The 21,503-nt window shown below is 52.5% G+C and carries 19 protein-coding genes and 1 pseudogene; 13 read left to right on the top strand and 7 right to left on the bottom strand.

The annotated features are described in order from the left end of the window. Positions 1-35: 35 nt before the first annotated feature. Positions 36-1,253 (bottom strand): diguanylate phosphodiesterase, encoded by a 1,218-nt coding sequence (locus tag AC5JPW_RS14060; protein WP_494241265.1) that lies wholly within the window; start codon positions 1,251-1,253, stop codon positions 36-38. Positions 1,254-1,859: 606 nt separating this feature from the next. On the opposite strand from AC5JPW_RS14060, the gene AC5JPW_RS14055 reads away from it, so the two are divergent. The 5 genes from AC5JPW_RS14055 to AC5JPW_RS14035 all read left to right on the top strand — a co-directional run bounded on the left by AC5JPW_RS14055 (position 1,860) and on the right by AC5JPW_RS14035 (position 8,751). Then, positions 1,860-3,398, top strand: coding sequence for a methyl-accepting chemotaxis protein (locus AC5JPW_RS14055; protein ID WP_494241263.1), 1,539 nt, complete (start codon positions 1,860-1,862; stop codon positions 3,396-3,398). A 55-nt stretch (positions 3,399-3,453) separates the two neighbouring features. Then, on the top strand, positions 3,454-4,536 hold the full coding sequence (locus tag AC5JPW_RS14050) for a mannuronate-specific alginate lyase (RefSeq protein WP_494241261.1): 1,083 nt from the start codon (positions 3,454-3,456) through the stop codon (positions 4,534-4,536). A 164-nt stretch (positions 4,537-4,700) separates the two neighbouring features. Further along, entirely contained in the window at positions 4,701-4,835 is a 135-nt protein-coding gene (gene sra / locus AC5JPW_RS14045; RefSeq protein WP_494241260.1) for a stationary-phase-induced ribosome-associated protein, read from the top strand. A 175-nt stretch (positions 4,836-5,010) separates the two neighbouring features. After that, positions 5,011-6,708 carry an NAD-dependent malic enzyme gene (locus AC5JPW_RS14040; protein WP_494241258.1) on the top strand — a complete coding sequence of 566 codons (1,698 nt, stop codon included), beginning with the start codon at positions 5,011-5,013 and terminating at the stop codon, positions 6,706-6,708. Positions 6,709-7,035: 327 nt separating this feature from the next. Continuing rightward, complete coding sequence (locus tag AC5JPW_RS14035) at positions 7,036-8,751, top strand: ABC-F family ATP-binding cassette domain-containing protein (protein WP_494241256.1); 1,716 nt, start codon at positions 7,036-7,038, stop codon at positions 8,749-8,751. A gap of 68 nt (positions 8,752-8,819) precedes the next feature. On the opposite strand, the gene AC5JPW_RS14030 is transcribed toward AC5JPW_RS14035, so the two are convergent. Continuing rightward, the gene (locus AC5JPW_RS14030) at positions 8,820-9,422 is read right to left on the bottom strand and encodes an inorganic diphosphatase (protein WP_494241254.1); all 603 of its coding nucleotides are present in this window, start codon (positions 9,420-9,422) and stop codon (positions 8,820-8,822) included. Between the two features lie 145 nt (positions 9,423-9,567). On the opposite strand from AC5JPW_RS14030, the gene AC5JPW_RS14025 reads away from it, so the two are divergent. Further along, positions 9,568-10,005 (top strand): VOC family protein, encoded by a 438-nt coding sequence (locus AC5JPW_RS14025; protein WP_494241252.1) that lies wholly within the window; start codon positions 9,568-9,570, stop codon positions 10,003-10,005. A 34-nt stretch (positions 10,006-10,039) separates the two neighbouring features. Here AC5JPW_RS14025 and araJ read toward each other — a convergent pair whose 3' ends face one another. Continuing rightward, positions 10,040-11,215, bottom strand: a complete 1,176-nt coding sequence (gene araJ, locus AC5JPW_RS14020; RefSeq protein WP_494241251.1) for an MFS transporter AraJ — start codon at positions 11,213-11,215, stop codon at positions 10,040-10,042. Positions 11,216-11,416: 201 nt separating this feature from the next. Between araJ and ppk2 the strand changes: the two genes are divergently transcribed. From ppk2 to AC5JPW_RS14005, 3 genes are all read left to right on the top strand, one after another. Further along, positions 11,417-12,235 (top strand): polyphosphate kinase 2, encoded by an 819-nt coding sequence (ppk2, locus tag AC5JPW_RS14015; protein ID WP_494241249.1) that lies wholly within the window; start codon positions 11,417-11,419, stop codon positions 12,233-12,235. A 187-nt stretch (positions 12,236-12,422) separates the two neighbouring features. Continuing rightward, positions 12,423-12,605 carry a hypothetical protein gene (locus AC5JPW_RS14010; RefSeq protein WP_494241424.1) on the top strand — a complete coding sequence of 61 codons (183 nt, stop codon included), beginning with the start codon at positions 12,423-12,425 and terminating at the stop codon, positions 12,603-12,605. Then, positions 12,605-12,928: a CcdB family protein gene (locus tag AC5JPW_RS14005; RefSeq protein WP_494241247.1), complete on the top strand. Its 324-nt coding sequence runs from the start codon at positions 12,605-12,607 to the stop codon at positions 12,926-12,928. The genes AC5JPW_RS14010 and AC5JPW_RS14005 overlap by 1 nt, the downstream gene beginning before the upstream one ends. A 48-nt stretch (positions 12,929-12,976) precedes the next feature. Here AC5JPW_RS14005 and fdnI read toward each other — a convergent pair whose 3' ends face one another. From fdnI to fdnG, 3 genes are read right to left on the bottom strand one after another with little or no spacing between them, the layout of a single operon-like run. Beyond that, positions 12,977-13,633, bottom strand: coding sequence for a formate dehydrogenase-N subunit gamma (gene fdnI, locus AC5JPW_RS14000; RefSeq protein WP_494241245.1), 657 nt, complete (start codon positions 13,631-13,633; stop codon positions 12,977-12,979). Next, entirely contained in the window at positions 13,626-14,510 is an 885-nt protein-coding gene (gene fdxH, locus AC5JPW_RS13995; protein ID WP_494241244.1) for a formate dehydrogenase subunit beta, read from the bottom strand. The genes fdnI and fdxH overlap by 8 nt, the downstream gene beginning before the upstream one ends. An 11-nt stretch (positions 14,511-14,521) precedes the next feature. Beyond that, complete coding sequence (fdnG, locus tag AC5JPW_RS13990; protein WP_494241242.1) at positions 14,522-17,569, bottom strand: formate dehydrogenase-N subunit alpha; 3,048 nt, start codon at positions 17,567-17,569, stop codon at positions 14,522-14,524. A gap of 224 nt (positions 17,570-17,793) precedes the next feature. On the opposite strand from fdnG, the gene yddG reads away from it, so the two are divergent. The 3 genes from yddG (at position 17,794) to AC5JPW_RS13975 (ending at position 19,663) form a co-directional block, all read left to right on the top strand. After that, positions 17,794-18,675, top strand: coding sequence for an aromatic amino acid DMT transporter YddG (gene yddG / locus AC5JPW_RS13985; RefSeq protein ID WP_494241240.1), 882 nt, complete (start codon positions 17,794-17,796; stop codon positions 18,673-18,675). A gap of 65 nt (positions 18,676-18,740) precedes the next feature. Further along, positions 18,741-19,187 carry an Xre family toxin-antitoxin system antitoxin gene (locus AC5JPW_RS13980; RefSeq protein WP_494241239.1) on the top strand — a complete coding sequence of 149 codons (447 nt, stop codon included), beginning with the start codon at positions 18,741-18,743 and terminating at the stop codon, positions 19,185-19,187. After that, positions 19,187-19,663, top strand: a complete 477-nt coding sequence (locus AC5JPW_RS13975) for an RES family NAD+ phosphorylase (protein WP_494241237.1) — start codon at positions 19,187-19,189, stop codon at positions 19,661-19,663. The genes AC5JPW_RS13980 and AC5JPW_RS13975 overlap by 1 nt, the downstream gene beginning before the upstream one ends. On the opposite strand, the pseudogene AC5JPW_RS13970 reads toward AC5JPW_RS13975, so the two are convergent. Beyond that, positions 19,647-21,149, bottom strand: a pseudogene (locus AC5JPW_RS13970) (SmvA family efflux MFS transporter). The gene AC5JPW_RS13975 and the pseudogene AC5JPW_RS13970 overlap by 17 nt on opposite strands. Positions 21,150-21,261: 112 nt before the next feature. Here AC5JPW_RS13970 and AC5JPW_RS13965 point away from each other — a divergent pair. Beyond that, a partial coding sequence (locus AC5JPW_RS13965; RefSeq protein ID WP_494241236.1) for a TetR family transcriptional regulator occupies positions 21,262-21,503 on the top strand: 242 nt, incomplete at its 3' end.

The following is a 21,503-nucleotide window of genomic DNA, read 5'->3' as shown; positions in this document are numbered from 1 at the left end:
TGTCCGTATTCTCCTTTCTTACATCCTGCTGGCAGTTAACGGGGGATGCGTTGCGGCCAACGAATAGAAGAGACGCCGTTTAACACCGGGCGGGCAAACAGAAACCCCTGGAAACGCTCAATACCAGCAGCTTCAAGCCAGCACCACTCTTCCACTTTTTCTACTCCTTCCGCGACGACGGTAATCTGCATTTCCGCGCAGCAGTCGATAATTGCTTTCACGATGGCTTGTTTAGGACCGTGCTGGTGGATGTCTGTCACGATGCTGCGATCAATTTTGAGCTTATCAGGCTGGAATTTGGCTAACAGTGACAATCCGGCAAAGCCAGAACCGAAATCATCGATGGCAAGACCAATGCCAGCAGCGCGCAACTGACGGATAGCAAAGGTAAATTCATCGTAGTTTGAAATCACTTCATCCTCGGTCACTTCTACTATCACCTGCTCAGGATCCAGCTTATTGCGGGTGATGTGATCGAGCAGAATATTGACAGCTCCCGGGATTTTTACCAGTGACATAGGCAGCAAGTTAATGGCGATCTTATGGTTGCCAATCCCTAACTGACGTGCCATCGCTAACGCCCAACCTTTTGAGGCCAGATCGGCTTCGTGCAGTTTATGGCTGGGGATGGTCGAAAAATATTCCTGCGGGCTGCCGCCGTTTGGTCCCCGGATTAATGCTTCTAGCGAGGATATGTTTCCGCGCAGCGGTTCAATGATCGGCTGAAAAGCAAACTGGCACGGCTGGTTTTCGAGGATTGGGATACTTTCATACTCGAACGGCGAAATTCGGGTATCAAGACGCCACCGCTCCGGCATAATGTTTTTTACCGTGGTTTTAGGCATCGGCGCAGACACAAAATTGCGGATAAATTTATATACCCGGTCATTACAAGCAAAGTGGTACTTAAGCGTGCCGAATTTGATGATTGAACGCAAAACCAGACTCGGTTTGCTTGTCCTTAAATCAAATAAGACCATGCCATGATTGAGAAAACGACGACTGGGTGCGAAATCGCGCATCAGTTCGACAACAGCCCCGTGGCGTGGATCCTTGTTGATGCGTTCGTAAACTGCATTTACGGCGGACACTGGCCCTTCAAGCACCTGCATAAACTGTTTACCATCAAACAGCAAAACACCGGTGACGTTAAGTTCGGTATTGCGCAGGCTTGCCCGACAGGCAAGTTCAGCCAGCTGCGAAGGATCCAATGCATAATGGAGTTGGCTACGGTAGAGCAATGTCGCTAACACTGGATACTTCCCTCAAATATAAGTCCACACAAAAAAAGTATATATAGGTGCTATTGCAATAGTGTAACAAGGACCTGCTAACCCCGTTCACCGATTAAGGCCTTTAAACGGTGTGTCCTTTTCTGCTAACCCTTCACCACAGGCACGAATCAATGACTTACAAAACTGCATTTTACCCGGCAATCAACCTTAGTTTAGCTACACTTTATTACCGGACGTATTCCTGTCAAAAGAATCTTGCCTGATTATGACAAAAATTTGACAATCATGTGGATATATTCGCCTGCTATGTTAATTTTTCTATTTTTTATCGACTATTTTATCCACCGCATGCAATTTCTTGCCTTTAATTTGATTTAAGTAAAGTTATTAACCCGGACAAAAATCCCCTCCTCCTTTTTCTTTTGCAAAATCATAACAATATTTAAATAATAAGCAGTAAGTATGACTAAAAAAATATTTATCCTGGCTACTTTCAGTTATCCGCTCATTGGTGGAAAATGTGGGAGTGATAAAAGTATTCCAACTGACTGGTAAATAAAAAAAAGCCATTACCGGCAGGATTAATCCTGTTTTATTGTATGCAGTTCATTATTGGGGCTATTCATGAAGCGTAACACTCCCGTTACACAGAAAGAGCTTTTGCTTAACGAAGGCACGACGCTGTTATCGACAACAAATACGCATAGTCATATTACTTATGCGAATACTGCTTTTATCGATGCCAGTGGATTTACTGAAGATCAGCTTGTTGGTGAGCCTCACCATATCATTCGCCATCCGGACATGCCCCCCGCCGCCTTTGGGGACTTATGGTTCACCATCCAGCAGGGAGAAAGCTGGACCGGTATGGTCAAAAACCGTCGTCAGAATGGCGACCATTATTGGGTGCGTGCGAATGTCACCCCGGTATATCAACAAGGAAATTTAACCGGATATATTTCAGTGCGTAATATTCCTTCTCGTGAAGAAATAAACGCCAGTGAGAATTTATATAAACTCGCAAATGAGAATAAATTAGGTGGATTTCGTTTTTACAAAGGTTTAGTCGTCAGACGTGGATTACTCTCTTTTCTTTCTATTTTTCAACGTATCAGCGTCAGCCGTCGAACTAATTTAGGGATAACCGTCGCAGCGGCTTTACTGATTGCACTGCAATTGAGTTCGTGGAGTGCACTGGAAAAAGCAGGTATCACAATTGTTACGCTGGCAGTGCTTGCTTTCTATTTACAGTGCCAGGTCTCCCGCCCGCTGAAAACCATTCTTACCCAGATGCAAAAAGTGGTCTCCGGGCGTAAGTCGGACTATCACACCTTTAACCGTGTGGATGAAATCGGCATGTTGCTGCGTCTGGTCAACCAGTCTGGCCTCAACCTCAGTTCTCTGGTCGGAGATGTATCTGCCCAGATCAACGGCATTCGTAAAATCAGTCAGCGCATCACCGAAGAAGGCGAGTCCCTGCAAAAACGAACTGAAGAGACGTCTGCTGATCTGCACCAGACTGCGGCTGCTGTGGAAGAGATCGCCAGTGCCGTAAGGCAAACCGCTGAAACGGCGTCGGAAGCGATGAGCCGGGCCGATGAGACCAGCGCCAATGCCACCAACAGTGGCAATGTCATGAAAAAAACCATCTCCATGATGCAGGCGGTTTCTCAGGACAATAACAAGATTGTCGACATCATCAGTGTTATTGACAGCATCGCCTTTCAGACCAATATTCTGGCGCTGAACGCAGCTGTTGAAGCGGCTCGCGCAGGTGAGTCGGGACGTGGGTTTGCGGTGGTGGCTGCCGAAGTGCGTAATCTGGCGCAGCACTCTGCCTCTGCTGCTCGTGAGATTCAGACGCTTATTGAACAGAACGTGGCGAATGTAAAAAGCGGTGTTGAGATGGTTGAAAATACCGAAACACATTTGACCGCGATGATCGATAACGTCCTGAACATGTCGACCATGATCAAAGAGATTGGTACGGCAACACATGAACAGACGTTGGCCTTAGAACTGATCAACAAATCGGTGTCACGAATTGGCGTGATGACGCATAACAATACCAGCATGGTGGAAAACGTTACCAGCACAGCGGAAGACCTGTCTGAACGTGCCGCTCGCCTGCACCGTGCAGTTCACGTGTTCGGTGGAAGCTAACTACGCCTGATGAGCGTGTTATAGTCAGGTTTTATCACTGGCAGGTAGCACGCCCATGTTCTTAATGTTTCGAATAGCACTCCTGTTGCTTGTTGCCGTATCAACGGCGCAAGCGGCAGAGACGCTGGTTCCTCCTCCCGGTTATTTCAAGTCACCTCGTACAACGCTTACACACCCTTCCCGTTTTGTCTGCCCGGTATTTCCGGCACCGTTTACGCAAGACCTCAAATTTTCCAGTAAATACGAAGGGTCTGACAGCGCCCGCGCCACGCTTAATCCCCAGGCGGAACATGATTTTCGCCAGCAGACGGTTGCGGTCACCCAACTGGAAAAACAGGTTAGCCAACTGGTGATGGGCTATGAGCGTGACGGCGATCCGGCGCGGGTCAGTTGCTTAGTCAACGGGCTCAATACCTGGGTACAGGCGGATGCGCTGACTTCAACGGTAACGAACCATACCGGCAGGTCGATGCGAAAATGGGCGCTGGCCACTCTCTCGTCGGCCTGGCTTCAACTGCAATTCTCCCCTTCTCAGCCACTGAACACGATGCCTGTAGAGTCGGAAAATATTGAACGCTGGCTGGGAAAACTGGCGGATCTTACGGTGACTGACTGGGCAAATCTGCCGCTCGCCAGAACCAATAACCACAGCTACTGGGCCGCATGGGCCATTATGGCGACCTCGGTGGTCACGAACCGGCAAGATCTGTTCCAGCACGCGTTGACGATGTACCGTACGGCGGCAAGTCAGGTAGACAGTGAAGGTTTCCTGCCCAATGAGCTTCGCCGGAAGCAACGCGCCTTCTCTTATCATAATTACGCCATCCAGCCGCTGGTGATGATTGCCCTTTTCGCCCGCAGCAACCATGTTGATGTGACCGATGACAATCACCAGGCCTTATCCCGTCTGGCTAAACGCATTATCACCGGATTCGATAATCCTGATGCCTTCAACCAGAAAGCCGGTGTTCAGCAGGATGTTGCCTTTCTCGGGCAAGATTCGTCATGGGCCTGGATCGAAGGCTGGTGCGCGCTGGAGCAGTGCGACGGCGAAATTAGCGCACGGCTTCACAAAAAACAGCCCTTACACAGCACACGGTTGGGCGGTGATCTAAGCTGGTTGTTTGTCAGGCAGTAACGCATCCGGACTGTTCCTAAAGCAGCACATGACGGTTGCACCTGCCAGGCAGATAGCAGACCATGGCTTTTGCGGGACGACGTACACCCGCATCGATTGAAATGACATTTACCCGCGCCAACCACGGGAAACCCTTGAAACATAAACTGGATTAAGGAGCACGCATGAAGTCGAACCGTCAGGCACGTCATATTCTGGGACTGGATTACAAGGTCTCGAACATCAGGAAAATTGTGAGCAAAGACGACCACGATACCGTTGTCACCCACCGTTCGGGTCGTCATCGTCGCGCAGGTTAATGCGCTGATTGTTTCCTGCCACCCCGCCCGGGGTGGTATTTACTCCATAAAATTCATCTCCTAAATAATGCACTCGTCAAGTATTTGGCTTTTTGATGCTTTATACTGGCGCGCGCTGCAGTATTCCGCCGCGAGCACGCATTCGCGCCGGGTTCAATGAATTAGGAGTTGTAAGATGCATTCGAAGCATAATAAAAACCGTTCTTTGTATATTCCTTACGCAGGGCCACTGTTACTTGAATTCCCGCTGTTGAACAAAGGCAGCGCATTTAGCGTCGAAGAGAGAAGCAACTTCAACCTGCTCGGATTACTGCCGGAAGTGGTGGAGACCATCGAAGAGCAGGCCGAGCGCGCCTGGTTGCAGTATCAGGGTTTTAAAACGGACATTGATAAGCACATCTACCTGCGTAACATCCAGGATACCAACGAAACCCTCTTTTACCGTCTCGTGGAGAACCATCTCGATGAGATGATGCCGGTGATTTACACCCCGACCGTTGGCTGGGCGTGCGAACGTTTCTCTGAAATCTACCGTCGTGCACGTGGCGTGTTTATCTCCTGGAATAACCGCGGCAGCATGGATGATATCCTGCAAAACGTGCCGAACCACAACATCAAAGTGATTGTGGTCACCGACGGTGAGCGCATTCTGGGTCTGGGCGACCAGGGCATTGGCGGCATGGGTATTCCGATCGGCAAATTGTCACTGTATACCTCCTGTGGCGGCATCAGCCCGGCGTACACCCTGCCGGTGGTACTGGACGTCGGCACCAACAACCAGCAGCTCATCAACGATCCGCTTTACATGGGCTCTCGTCACCCGCGTATTACCGGTGATGACTACACCGCCTTTGTCGATGAATTTATTCAGGCCGTTACCCACCGCTGGCCAAATGTGCTGTTGCAGTTCGAAGACTTCGCGCAGAAAAATGCCATGCCGTTGTTGAACCGCTACCGTGATGAGATTTGCTGCTTTAACGACGACATCCAGGGGACGGCAGCCGTGACCGTGGGTACGCTGATTGCGGCCAGTCGTGCAGCCGGCAGCCAGTTGAGCAATCAGAAGATTGTCTTCCTCGGTGCGGGCTCCGCAGGTTGCGGTATAGCAGAACAGATTGTGGCACAGACGCAACGCGAAGGGCTGAGCGAAGCCGACGCACGCCTGAAGGTCTACATGGTTGACCGCTTCGGTCTGCTCACTGACCAGATGCCAAACCTGCTGCCGTTCCAGAGCAAGCTGGTGCAGAAGCGTGAAAATCTGGAAGGTTGGGACACCACGGCTGAATCTCTGTCGCTGCTGGATGTCGTGCGCAATGTGAAGCCCGATATTCTGATTGGTGTTTCCGGGCAAACCGGGTTGTTCACAGAAGAGATTATTCGCGAGATGCACAAGCATTGCCCGCGTCCGATCGTCATGCCACTGTCCAACCCGACCTCGCGTGTGGAAGCCACACCGCAGGATATCATCAGCTGGACTGACGGCATGGCGCTGGTTGCTACTGGTAGCCCGTTTGCCCCGGTCGTGTGGAACGACAAAACCTATCCGATCGCGCAGTGCAACAACTCCTACATCTTCCCGGGCATCGGCTTGGGTGTTATCGCCTCCGGCGCTTCGCGCATCACTGACGATATGCTGATGTCAGCCAGTGAAACCCTGGCGAAGTACTCACCACTGCTGATCAACGGTGAAGGTCTGGTATTACCTGAGCTGAAGGATATTCATGTCGTTTCACGTGCGATCGCCTTTGCTGTTGGCAAAATTGCTCAACAGCAAGGTGTGGCAGTGAAAACCTCCGAAGAGGCTTTGCTGCAGGCGATTGACGATAACTTCTGGAAACCGGAGTACCGCAACTACCGCCGTACCGCGATTTAATTTCACGTATTGTGAGCCGGGTGCCGATTTATGCGCCCGGTTCACCGTTTTTCCACCCTCTTTGCGATATAGCTAAATCGCTCATCCCGCGCTACACTCCTTCTATCCATCAACTAACTGAATAAAAGGAGGATAATTATGTCGTACTGTGAACGTTTTTTCGTTTCACGTACTTTTGGTGATCGCACCAGCTCAAGCGTTATCGGTATCGTGCTGCGATAACTTCGGCTTGAGCGAAGCTAACTGAATCCCTTCCCTCGGGCTTACCGGGTTATCGTCAGCGATGTTTGACGAGGCATTTTCATGCCTGTAACTCTTGAGTAAGCAATGAGCACATTACTGTCTGCACAATCATTACGTGTTGAAACGGCCTTCGGTCCGTTATTTTCTGATCTCTCCTTCACCCTGAAACAGGGCGACCGCCTCGGGCTTATTGGTGACAACGGCTGCGGAAAAAGTACGCTATTAAAAGTACTGGACGGCACACTTGCGCCGGTAAACGGTACGGTGTCTGTCGCCAGGCATTGCCTGCTGGCGCGGGTTGAACAACATCTGCCCAATGAACTGCTGTCGCTGAATCTGCTGGACGCGGTTCTGGCTCAACTTCCTGAGGCTGAACGCGGCAGCCTGCGCTGGCGTGCAGAAGCCTTGCTGGCGAGCATGGGGCTGAGCAATGAGGAAGTCATACTGCCTGCAGCCACGTTGAGTGGTGGACAGCATACCCGTCTGTTGCTGGCGCGCGCGCTGATTACAGAGCCGGATTTGTTGTTACTGGATGAGCCCAGCAACCATCTCGACTTACCCACACTGCTCTGGCTCGAGCAATTTCTGCAAAGCTGGTCCGGAAGCTTCGTGCTGGTTTCGCACGACCGCGTCTTGCTCGATGCAGTGACCAACGGCAGTTGGATCCTGCGTGACCATCGTCTTCATCACTTTGCCCTTCCCTGTTCGGCCGCCAGGCAGGCGCTGGAAGAGCGTGATGTGACGGATGCGCTTCGTCACAAGGCGGAGCAAAAGGAGATTGATCGGGTCACCTCGAGCGCAAAACGGCTCGCCACCTGGGGGCGCGTGTACGACAACGAAGACCTGTCGCGCAAAGCGAAACAGATGGAAAAGCAGGTGGAACGTCTTAAAGAAAACCAGACCCAGCTTACGGCAGGGAGTCCCTGGTCTCTGACGCTCCATGGTGAACCGCTGGTTGCCGATCGGTTGCTGGAAATGGAGAATCTGGCGGTGTCTGCGGCTCCCGGATTACCGGCTCTGTTCTCGGTCCCGCTGGCGCGGATAAAAACTGGCGATCGGGTGGCCATTCTCGGGCAGAACGGCTGCGGGAAATCTTCTTTACTGCGTTTACTCTGGCGTCAGTTATCAACGGAATGCAGCGAAGCCGCGATAAAGTTGCATCCCCGTTTGCACAGCGGTTATTACGACCAGACGCTGGAACAGCTGCCCAATGACGCCACGTTGCTGGAGGCGCTTGAACCTTTTGCCCCCTCAGCAGAACTGCGGAAAATGACGCTGATTAGCGCCGGTTTTCCCTGGGTTCGCCATGGGCAAAAGGTGGCGTCTCTCAGCGGTGGCGAGCGTTCGCGCCTGCTGTTTATCGGCCTGTCGCTGGCGCGCTACAACCTGCTGTTACTGGATGAACCGACCAACCATCTGGATATGGCAGGCAAAGAAGCACTGGCGGCAACCCTGCAGCAATTCAGCGGTGGCGTTCTGCTGGTCAGCCACGACCGCGAGCTCATCCGGGCGAGCTGTAACCGTTTTTGGCTGATCCATCAGGGCGAATTTAGCGAGTGGCATGATGTCGATGCGGCTTATGACACCCTGCGTGAAGTCGCGAAAACGGTCAGCCCTGTTTCCATCTCCACGGCCATTCACCAAGAGCATGAGGATGAAACAGATTCGCTTCTGGAGAGGCTGGTCAGCCTGGAAACATTGCTGGAACAGGATTTGGCACGCAAAGTGTCACATCAAAAACCGGCTTTACAGGCGCAGTGGCGGGAAGAAATTGAACGGATCAACGCGATCTTAATGTAATGCGAGTTAAATGCCGGATGACGGCGTAGTAAGTAAAAACAGGCGCACCACGCGCCTGTTTTTTTAACTTATTTCTGCGGGTTTTTCGCTTTCCACGCATCCCAGGAAGATTTGATTTCCTGTTTAGCCGCGGCAGCATCGTTATAGCCGTTCAGCTCGACTTTTTTACGTCCTGCTGGCAGCTCTTTGTAAACGCGGAAGAAGGCCTGCAGGCGTTCCTGCTCCATTTTCGGCAGGTCGGCCACTTCTTTAATATCATCGTAAGTCGGGTCAATTTTGCTGGCCGGAACCGCAATGATCTTGTCGTCTTTCTCACCGCCATCGATCATTTTTAGCACACCAATCGCACGCAGTTTGATTAACGTGCCCGGAGCCATTGGTGCACGAGTGTAGAAAATCACGTCCAGTGGGTCGCCATCACCTGCCAGAGACTGGGTCAGGGAACCGTAGTTAGCCGGGTAAGCGACCGGCATCGACTGGAAGCGGTCGGCAATAATAAAACCGGTTTTAGCATCAGTTTCATATTTAATGATGCCGCCTGCCGGGATCTCGGTGACCGCATAAAATTCTTCAGGGTTATTGTCAGGTTGCGGGAATTCGAGGATATTTTGTGCCTGAACGGAAGCGGAAAGAAGAATGCTGACGGCAAGGATTTTTTTGACCAGATGCATTGTTGTTAGCTCTTTGTTATTGAAAAGAAACAAAATAAGAGCAAAAAATGACACTAGCATGACAGAGAGCGATCATTTGGATGATGCTTTCGCCTTGCTGCTCTCAACTATATTTTGGCTTTACTGACCTCATGGAGAAACACATATGGACATTTCTACCACCGGACTGGATGTGCTGTTTATCGCGGGCTTTGGCCCCATTCCGCGTGATGTTGCAGAGAGTAAAGCGCTCTATCAGGGTGCATTAGGTCTGCCGCTCAAAGGGATGGAAGGCAACGAAGATTATCTGGTTGTCGAACATGGCGCGCTGGATGGCGCGAAGCACTTTGCCCTCTGGCCGCTGCATCAGGCCGCAGAATCCTGTTTTGGATCGTCCGTCTGGCCCGCTGATATTCCCGCGCCGCAGAGCTGGATTGAATTTGAAGTCCAGGACATCGCCAGTGCCACTCAGGTACTGAAGGACAAAGGCTACACCTTGCTGGTTGAAAATCGCCTGGAACCCTGGGGCCAGAGCATTACCCGATTGCTCAGTCCCGAAGGCATGCTGGTGGGGTTAAGTATTACGCCCTGGATGCGGGATTAATTTTTTGCGGGCCGCGTTGCTGCGGCCCTCTGTTTTATGCCAGAGCACTGCTCTCGCGTAGTGCACGTTTGGTTTTCATATGCCCGTACATCAGTAACGAAGACATGGCCGAGAATGATAACAGTGCGGCAGGCAGCGTGACGTAGTCCCAGCTCAGGCCAATGGTAATCATCAAACCACCGAAATAAGCACCAATAGCGCTGCCGAGGTTAAAGGCAATTTGCCCGCCAGCCGCCCCTAACAACTCACCACCCTTAGCATTCTGGATAAGCAAAATCTGTAGCGGCGCCGCGAGGGCAAACAGCCCGGCACAACAGATAAAGCCCATACTTAATGACGCCAGCTTGTTTTCGCCAAACGCAAACAGCATCAGCAGTGACAAAACAATCGCCAGATCAGTCGTCGCAGCAATGCGCAGTGGGCTAAAGCGTCCCGATAATCTGCCGCTCATCAGGTTGCCGAGCACCATTCCCAGCCCCATCAGCATCATGATGACGGTCATAAACAGCTCGGAGAAGCCGGAAACATTGAGCATGTAAGGCTTGATATAACTGAACCAGGCGAATACCCCAGCGTTACCAAACATGGTGGCGGAGAAAATCAGCCAGGGTTCAGGTTTTTTCAGGAAACGGAACTGTTCGGATAAACGCGCTTCCGATTTATCGTAAAGTTTCGGAACCCAGGCAATAATCGACAGCATCACCAATGCATTAAACAACGCAATGATAAAGAAGGTATATCGCCAGCTGAACGTGTGCCCGAGCCAGGTCCCGAACGGTACCCCCGCCAGATTCGCCACCGTCATACCCGCCACCATGCCAGCGACCGCCAGGGTCACTTTCCCCGGAGGGGCAATCTTCGACAGAATGATCGTGCCGACACCAAAGAAGGCACCGTGCGGGAATCCCGAAACCAGTCTGCCGATCGCCAGCATCGTGTACGAGGTTGAGAAGGTAAAAATCACGTTGCCGACGGCACACATCGCCACCAGAAACAGCAGAATACTTTTCAGGGAAAATTTGCTGGAAAAGAGGGCAATAATCGGTGCGCCAATGACCACACCAAAGGCGTAAAAGGAGATCATATTCCCGGCAGAAGGAATGGTGATACCGACATCCTTCGCCAGCTCAGTGAGCACGCCCATGATGCCAAACTCCGCCATACCAAGGCCAAAAGTGCCAAGCGCCAGCGAAACAATCGTCTTTTTCATACCCCAACCAGTTGTTAAAAAATTGCAGCAGGCATTATCAGCTATTCCCGAAGTGTGAACCAGATCAAATCATCACCCTGCCCGCTTAATCCATAAAATCGCAACGGATTGTGAATGTCTGGCCTACTATTGCGCGAATTTGCTGACTCACGATTACACTTGTTGGTGCATCTCATCTTTAATCCGAGAAGGAAGAACGTTATGGGAAATAAGAAAAAAATCAGCACCCTTCCCGAAACATCAGACGCACCGCCCCTTAAAACTAAAGAATACGAGAAAGAACTGAGACGCCTGCATGTAGAGCTGGTTAAGCTTCAGCAGTGGGTTGTCGCGAAGGGACTGAAGGTCTGCATTGTTTTTGAAGGCCGTGATGGCGCGGGTAAAGGCGGCACCATTAAAGCCATCACCGAGCGGGTCAGCCCGCGGGTATTCAGAGTGGTTGCCCTGCCTGCGCCAACCGAGCGGGAAAAAAGCCAACTCTATCTTCAGCGCTACGTCCCTTACCTGCCCGCAGCCGGTGAGATCGTTATCTTTGACCGTAGCTGGTACAACCGCGCCGGGGTTGAACGGGTGATGGGCTTCTGCACCCCCGAACAGGTCGATAAGTTTCTGGAAAGCGCGCCAATGATGGAACGTACCATTGTCGAGTCAGGCATCATTCTGCTCAAATACTGGCTGGAAGTGACGCCGAAGGAGCAAGAGCGCCGCCTGCGCGATCGCATTAACGACGGGCGTAAAATCTGGAAGCTCTCGCCGATGGATATCAAGTCGTTCGACCGCTGGGATGAGTACACCGTTGCGCGTGATGCCATGTTCGCTGCGACAGACACCTCATGGGCACCCTGGTTTGTGGCCCGTTCGGAAGATAAAAAGCGCGTCCGGCTGAATATTATTACCCATTTGCTCTCTCAGGTTCCTTATGAAGCCTTGCCTGCTGATGCGGTTGATTTGCCAAAACGAAAAATTGGCAAAGTGAAACCCACCAATTATCCATTCCGAATTATTCCGGAACCATTCTAATAATATCTACAAGCTGCTCTGCATTATTTTAGTAAGTGATGCAGAGTCATTTTTCTACGCCTTTCATTATTTTCACTCTCTTTGGAATGCACCTCGTAAAATAGACATTACCAGGCGAACCAGTATTGTTTTTTATTTTGTGAAATTGATAATGACGGGCAAAGCAATCAGGATAAGACAAATGAAAATGAAGGCCCGTGATAACCATTATGCACATTCCTTACCAGTACAGGCTCCACGACAGCCGTACAAACGCGCAGGCCTCAAGGACAAGGCGTCCGCTGATCATCAGGAATTTATTCGTGAGATGAATGAGTTTGTGGCGAAACACGGGAGCATTACGGATGATGAATTTTTCAGGGTGCTATAATGATTAAACAGTTTAACGTATATAAAAATAACTCAGCGGCTACTAATAAGCAGTTGCCTTATTACATGGTCGTCCAGCATGACTGTTATGACGATCTCGCGACCCGCATCATTATCCCCTTAATACGACGCCGTAGTCTCCCACTCTGGCAAAGCCGTGCTGCTCCCTGCATCAATATAGATTTTGAATCATTCCTCATTTACGCGCCGATGATTACAAACCTTGAAACTGGAAAAATGAGTAGTAAAGATTTTGTCTGTAATCTTCAACTTGCACGTCGGGATGTTATCGCTGCCCTCGACGCACTCATCACCAATACCTGAATCCCAACAACCCGCACCGAAGCTTAGCCCGGCGCGGGGGAACGGTAATTACTTGATCCCTTCCGTACTCTCTTTTTTTGCCTCAAGGCGCTCGACTTCACGGTACCAGCGCGGATGGTGTTTCTGTGCCCAGCGGCGACTGACTTTGCCTTCCACCATGCCCTTTATCGAGCCTTTCACCCAGAACGCCATATACATATGAATCAGGATCGCGTGAATCAGGATGATGGCCGAGGTCGCGTGAAGAAGTAGCGCGTAGCGAATGACCTGGATCGGGAAATACTGCGCAAAATATGGACGCCAGATAATCACGCCGGTCACCAGCAGCACTAACATCATGCTCATGATGGTCCAGAACATCATCTTCTGCCCGGCATTGTATTTCCCGACCTTCGCGACTTTGTGCTCATTGCCTTTGAGTACCTCAACAATACCTTTCAGCCAGGGAATATCCTGTTTATCCGGAATGTTGTGATGTACGAAACGCACAAACATCACCATCAGTATGAGAAAAACTGCCACACCAAAAAACGGGTGCAGAATTCGCCCCATCTGCGGGGTGCCGAAGGTTTCAGTCAACCACTGCAGCGTTGGGAAGAAAAAGGAAATCCCCGACAGCGACACCAGGAAGAAAAAGATAACCATCGTCCAGTGACAGGCGCGATCGATAAATTTGGTGCGCACAATCATCTTTGACTTATTCATGGTGTTCCTCCTCGTCATCATCCACTTCTTTGTTGGGTCCGATGCCAATGTAGTGATAAATCAATGCGGCAAAGGTGGCGACAAAACCGGCCGCGGACAGCGGTTTGAGTGCACCTTTCCACAGATTGACGGCGGTATCAATGTGCGGATCCTTCGGCAAATTGTGGTACAGCTCGGGCTGGTCATTGTGGTGCAGAACGTACATCACATGCGTGCCTCCCACGCCGGGCGGGTTGTAAATCCCGGCATGCTCATAACCTCTGGCTTTCAGCTTGTCGACGCGCTGTTGCCCGACTTCCAGCATCTCAGCTTTGGTACCGAAATGAATGGCCCCGGTCGGACAGGTTTTCACGCAGGCGGGCTCCTGACCCACGCTCACGCGATCGACACAAAGCGTGCACTTATAGACCCGGTTGTCCTCTTTGTTGAGCCGTGGAACGTTAAACGGGCAGCCCGCAATGCAGTAGCCGCAGCCGATGCAGTTTTCCTGCTGGAAATCGACAATGCCGTTGGCGTACTGAATGATTGCCCCGGCAGACGGGCATGCCTTCAGACAACCCGGTTCTTCGCAGTGCATGCAGCCGTCTTTACGAATCAGCCACTCCAGCCTGCCATTCTGATCGGTTTCGCTAAAGCGCATCACCGTCCAGGATTTAGCACTCAAATCTGCCGGGTTATCGTAAACACCGACGCAGTGGCCCACGTCGTCACGGATATCATTCCATTCAGAACAGGCCACCTGGCAGGCTTTACAGCCCACGCAGGAAGAGACATCAATCAACTTAGCCACTTCAGCCTTGTAATCCCGCGCATGTGGCGCGGGGGTTAGCGGATTGGTGGCGGAGCGTTTAAGAATGTCTTGTGTTTCCATTGTCATCTCTTCGCTCCTTATGCCTTCTCGACGTTGACCAGAAACGCCTTGTACTCTGGCGTTTGCGAGTTGGAATCACCGACATTTGGCGTCAGGGTGTTGGCGATGTATCCTTTTTTCGCCGCCCCTTCAAAGCCCCAGTGCAATGGGATCCCGACCGTTTCGACCTGCTGACCGTTAACCTGCAGGGTCCGCAAACGGCGGGTCACCACCGCCACTGCGCGAATAAAGCCACGCTGGCTGCTGACCTTAACGCGGTCGCCGTTGGTAATGCCTTTGGCTTTCGCCAGATTCTCGCTGATTTCCACAAACTGCTCCGGCTGTGCAATGGCGTTCAGCCGCGCATGCTTAGTCCAGGTGTGGAAATGCTCTGTCAGGCGATAGGTTGTGCCCACGTACGGGAACTTATCTTTTTTACCCAGACGAACCGCATCTTCTTTGTACAGGCGGACAACCGGACTGGAGACCACGTTCGGGTGCAACGGGTTCGTTCCGAGTGGCGTTTCCATCGGCTCGTAGTGTTCCGGGAACGGCCCTTCCGCCAGTTTATCGAGAGCAAACAGACGTGCCAGCCCTTCCGGCTGCATGATAAACGGCCCGGTTTCGCTGCCCGGTGGCGCGGTGTTGAAATCAGGAATGTCATTCCCTGCCCATTTCGACCCCGTCCATTTGATCAACATCCGTTTTGGATCCCACGGATTGCCGTTGATATCCGCCGACGCGCGGTTGTACAGCACACGGCGGTTCATCGGCCAGGCCCATGACCAGCCCAGCGTGTTGCCAAGACCCGACGGGTCGGCATTGTCGCGGTTGGCCATTTGGTTGCCCTGCTCAGTCCAGCTACCGGTGTATATCCAGCAGGAAGACGCCGTGGTGCCATCGTCCCGCAGCTGTGCAAAACCGCTGAGCAACTGCCCTTTTTTAGCGATCAATGTGCCGCTGGTGTCAAACAGATCGGTCAGCGCAACGCCGTTGTTCTCTTTGGCCACCTCTTCCGACTCAGGATGATCCGGCTGCTTGTAGTCCCAGCTCATTTTCAGCAACGGTTCAACGCCCTTGCCGCCTTCACGGTGATACATTTCACGCAGGCGGTGGTAAATCCCGGCCAGAATCTCGCCATCATTACGCGCTTCGCCCGGTGCATCCTGACCTTTCCAGTGCCACTGCAGCCAGCGGCCAGAGTTGGCAATCGAACCATCTTCTTCCGCAAAACAGGTGGACGGCAGACGGAATACCTCGGTCTGGATTGACTGCGTGTCCACATCGTTCATCTCGCCGTGGTTCTGCCAGAAGTTCGAGGTTTCCGTTACCAGCGGGTCAATCACCACCATGTACTTCAGCTTACTCAGACTGGCGACCACTTTGTTTTTATCCGGGAAAGAGGCGACCGGGTTAAAGCCCTGGCAGATATAGCCCGTGACCTGACCTTTCTCCATCATGTTGAAATACTTGATAACGTCGTAGGATTGATCCCACTTCGGCAGCCAGTCAAATCCCCAGTCATTCGCCTTTTGCGCGGCGCCGCCATAGAACGATTTCATCAGACTGACGAAGAACTTCGGATAGTTACTCCAGTAGTTCACCTGTTCTGCCCGCGTTGCTTTTGGCGTATTGGCCGCAAGATAGGTTTGCAGGTCGGCCTGTTTCTCCGACGGTAGGGTCAGATAGCCCGTCAGACTGGTAGAAAGCAGCCCAATATCCGTCAGCCCCTGGATGTTCGAGTGACCACGCAGGGCATTCACGCCACCGCCCGCCATGCCCATATTGCCGAGCAGCAACTGGATCATCGCCATTGTGCGTATGTTTTGCGCCCCGACGGTATGTTGCGTCCAACCCAATGCGTACAGGAAGGTGGTGGTTCTGTCTGCCGCGCTGGTTGAGGCCAGCACTTTACAGACTTTCAGGAAGTCGGCTTTTGGCGTTCCACAGATGTTTTCGACAACGTCAGGCGTATAGCGGGAGACGTGCTGTTTCAGCAGATTCCACACGCAGCGCGGATGAGTCAGGGTTTCGTCGCGTTTGGCATACCCGTCTTCGTCGAACTGGTAGTTCCAGGAGGATTTGTCGTACTGTCGTGTTTCGGCATCGTAACCGCTGAACAAGCCGTCATCGAAGGCAAAGTCATCGCGCACCAGCAGATTAGCGTTGGTGTAATGTTTAACGTATTCGGTGTTGATCTTGTTGTTTTCGATCAGGTACAGCAGTACGCCCGACAAGAAGGTAATGTCGGTACCGGAACGAATCGGCGCATAGATATCGGCCACCGACGCCGTACGCGTAAAGCGCGGGTCGACGACAATCAGTGTCGCATCGTTGTTGTTTTTCGCTTCCATCGCCCAGCGGAATCCCACTGGATGGGCTTCAGCGGCGTTACCGCCCATCACCATCACGACGTTGGCATTTTTGATATCAACCCAGTGGTTGGTCATCGCACCGCGACCAAATGTTGGAGCAAGACTTGCTACCGTTGGTCCGTGTCAGACGCGTGCCTGGTTGTCGACTGCCAGCATCCCCAGCGAGCGCACAAACTTTTGCGTCAACATACCGGTTTCGTTGCTGGCGGCAGATGCGCAAAGCATCCCCGTGGAAAGCCAGCGATTGACCGTCACACCCTGCACATTAGTTTCGACAAAGTTAGCGTCGCGATCGGTCTTCATGAGTTTTGCGATGCGGTCGAACGCATCATCCCAGGAGAGGCGCTGCCATTTGTCGGAGCCTGGCGCACGATATTGCGGGTAACGCAGGCGGTTTTCGCTGTGAACGTAGTCCAACAAACCCGCCCCTTTCGGGCAAAGCGCACCACGGCTTACCGGATGATCGGAATCGCCTTCAATGTGATAGATCGACGCTTTCGCGTTTTTTGCGCCATCACCCAGGCTGTACATTAATAAGCCGCAACCTACCGAGCAGTAGGTGCAGGTGTTTCTAACTTCTTTTGCGCGAAGTAATTTATAATTGCGCGCCTGAGCCAGCGCCATTTTTGGCGCAAAACCCAATGCGGCGACCGTCGTTCCGGCCATACCTCCCGCGCAGATTTTAAAAAATTGTCTGCGACTGACGTCCATTGCGTTCCTCATTATTTTCGGCAACTTCGCGGGGGAAACTAACAGCAATACCCGCGCTTTATTTGCGTCAAATCAATATCGCGTCGGACCAACTTCTTAATAGTCTTTTCTGTCGGGTTTATATACCCATTTAGGGGTGAAAATCTCTCGCAAATTATTAGTAGGCACTGAAAGCAAAGTGCTATAAATTCCCCCTTTGCTGTTTTTTGAGGGAGGCAATATTAATGAATAAAAAACGCGCAACGTTGATTGGGCTCATCGCCATCGTGTTGTGGAGCACGATGGTTGGTCTGATTCGTGCGGTCAGTGAAGGACTTGGGCCTGTCGGCGGGGCCGCCATGATCTATACGTTAAGCGGCATCCTGCTCATTCTCACCGTCGGATTTCCTGATATTCGCCGTTTCCCTCGCGGATATTTACTGGCCGGAAGCGTCCTGTTTGTTTGCTACGAGCTGTGCCTTGCCCTGTCGCTGGGGTTTGCAGGCACACGCCAGCAGGCCATTGAAGTGGGTATGGTCAATTATTTATGGCCGAGCCTGACGATATTATTTGCCATTCTCTTTAACGGGCAAAAATCTACATTCTGGGTGGTGCCAGGTTTACTTCTGGCAGTTGCTGGCGTGAGCTGGGTATTAGGTGGCGATCAGGGGATTAATCTTCACGATATTCGCCAGAATATTCTCTCCAGTCCGCTCAGTTATTCACTGGCGTTAATTGGTGCATTTATCTGGGCAATCTATTGCACCGTCACCAGTAAATATGCCAAAGGGTCGAACGGCATTACGTTGTTTATTTTGCTGACTGCGGCAACATTATGGGTGAAATTTCTGCTAAGCGATCAACCACCGATGCAGTTCAGTCTGCCGGTGCTGATCAAACTCGCCTTAACGGCTATTGCTCTCGGATTTGGCTACGCCGCGTGGAATACGGGTATTCTGCATGGGCATGTTGCCGTTCTGGCGGCGGCCTCATACTTCACGCCGGTGCTCTCGTCGGCCCTGGCTGCCGTGGTATTAAACGCCCCGCTCTCGTTTTCCTTTTGGCAAGGGGCCTTCATGGTCTGCGCCGGGTCTTTACTCTGCTGGTGGGCAACCCGCCGGGCGTGACAGCCATTGTCACCTTCGTTCATTTGAACTAAAATAAACATCAAATGAACGAAAGGAGCATCATCATGCAACTCTATACACCGAATACTCGTGCGATTACACACGATCTGCTCAGCATTCTGGGGCTGCCCGCGACGGCTATTGCCGCCCATGACAGCATCAGTGAGGGGCTGGATGCAGGCGTGTTGCGCAGTATTGCGGGTGCGGTTGCCCTTGATGAAGTCACGCTCTGCCGTATGGCGGGGATTGACCGCAACACTTACAACCGCCGCCTGAACAGTGCTGAAAAACGCTTCTCCCCGGAACAAAGCGCCAGGGTTTACACCCTTGCCCGAGTGATTAGCGCAGCCCGTGAACTGTTTAACGGCGACAGTGAGCGCATGGCCAACTGGCTGAACAAACCGGCGAAGGGATTAGGCGGTAAAAAACCGGCGGAACTGCTCTCCACACCTGCCGGCGCTGAAGCGGTTCTGACCTTAATTGGCCGCATAGAACATGGTGTTATCAGCTAATGGAAAACATCACCTTCTGGCGGCTGGTCAAAGACAAATACGCCACCACCGCCTTTGATGGTTACGGTGCGCGAACCTTCGGTGGGCGCTGGAATTCGCCCGGTCAGGATTGCGTCTATCTGGGATCGTCAAAGGCGTTATGTGTACTCGAGACCCTGGTGCATCTGGAGATTGAAGATATCGCCCAGGGCTACTGCTTTTTGACGATTAACGTGCCGCGCAACCTGGTGGCCACTCTGGATCTGGATGCTCTGCCTGATGACTGGAAGTCCGATCCTGCCCCAGTTTCAACACAACACATCGGTGATGACTGGCTGGCATCCAGCAAAAATGGGCTGGTGCTGCGCGTCCCAAGCACCATTACAGGTGAATGGAACGCGCTGTTTAACCCGGAACATCCGCAGGCGACGAAAGTACTAAAGAGCGTGAAATCGGAACCTTTTACGCTGGATCCGCGCCTTAGTCGGCCGTGCTAGTACTCTGTTCCACCCCTTTGAGGCTAAACCAGACGCCCACCGACAGCAGCATTAACAGCGTTCCCGCCGTACCCAGCGCCACGCTGTGCGAGGAGATAAAGGCGGTTTTTGCCGCCGACATGACCTCTTGCGCCAGTGGCGATGAGACCTCGTGCGCCAACTGAAACGCCTCGCCAATGGACGATGACGCCTGCGCAGCCTGCTGATGACTCAGCCCCTCAGGCAGCAAGATGGACGCTGAAAAGCTACGCGTCAGGATCAGACCAAACAACGCAATTCCTAATCCCGCGCCCAGTTCATAGCCCATGGTTTCAATCGCCCCTGCTGCTGCCGCTTTTTCTTTCGGTGCCGCCGCCATAATGGCCGCTGTTGAAGAGAGTAACGCGCTTGCCGCACTGAAGCCCAACAACGCCATCAGGATCCAGGCCTGAGTTTGTTGGGTGGAAAAATCCGTCACCGACAATCCCAGGAAACTGACGGCACTGAGCGCCATGCCCCCCGCCGCCACCTGCCGCAACCCCAGACGCGTGACCAGCAGCCCAGCAATGGGGCCGCTAAAGCCGCTGGCTAACATGACCGGCAGCATAAACAGTCCGGCAGCAAACGGAGTGAAACCGTGCACAAACTGTAACTCCTGGGCCATAAGCAGTTCGAAGCCCACCAGGGCGATCATCGCGGTTACGGCCATCACGACTCCGGAAAGAATGATGCGATGGGTAAACAGGCGCAAATCGATCATCGGTACCGGTGTGGCAAGCTGCTGGCGAATGAACCCGGCCAGTAATGTCGCGCCCACCAAAAAGACAGCCACCACGCCCCAGGCGGCCACGCTGCCTTTCAGTGCTGTCTTCGCACTCCAGACCAACAGTAAAATTGCCACAATCAGCATCACTGCCTGCGTCAGATTCAGCGGCTGCTGACGCCGCCCTTCTTGTTGAGGAACAAAACGTGCTGTCAGCGCCATCACCAGCATCACAATCGGTACGTTGACCAGGAACACGGCCCCCCAGTGAAAATGAGCCAGCAACCAACCGCCAATCAGCGGACCAAAAGCCGCACCGCCCGAACCTACCGCCGCCCAGACGCCCAGCGCCATATTCCTGTGTTCGGCTTTTGCAAAGGTGGTGCGGATCCCGGCAAGCGTGGCGGGAACGATCATCGCAGCGCCCACTGCCAGCAACGCACGGGAGGCAATTAACTGTTCTGCACTGGCGGCAGAACGCCGCCAGCAGCGAAGCTGCGCCGAACAATCCGCTGCCCAATAGCAGCAAACGTTTAAAACCAATACGATCGCCCAGTGCGCCCATCGGCAGCACCATGCCCGCCATCACCAGCGAATAGATATCGATAATCCACAATAACTCGTTACCACTGGTCGCAGCTCCGCGCTCAAGGTTGGCGACGCCACATGCAGCACCGTGGCGTCGATAGCCACCGGAATATAAACCAGCACAATAATGACCAGCGTTAACCACTGACGAAACATAACACCCTCTTCTCAAAGTTGGACAAGCGTCCAGACCTGCGATCCTACGGAATGTTGAACAGCTGTCCAGCTTTTTGTTAGACTTCGTTCAATCAGCGTTTAAGGAGGCCATATGGCTTATCTGAATCGGGATGAGCGACGTGAGCTCATTTTGCAGGCGGCAATGCGTGTTGCGCTCGCCGAAGGATTTACCGGCATGACGGTGCGCAGAATTGCTGCCGAAGCAGGCGTGGCGACAGGCCAGGTTCATCACCATTTTGCCTCCGCCGGAGAGCTAAAATCACAGGCGTTTATCCGGGTGATTGCTGAACTACTGGAGGTGGACGTCCTGCCTCAATCGGCAAGCTGGCGCGA

The sequence above is a fragment of the Phytobacter sp. genome (genome assembly GCF_059074235.1).
This window is presented reverse-complemented; position numbering and strand designations above follow the sequence as displayed.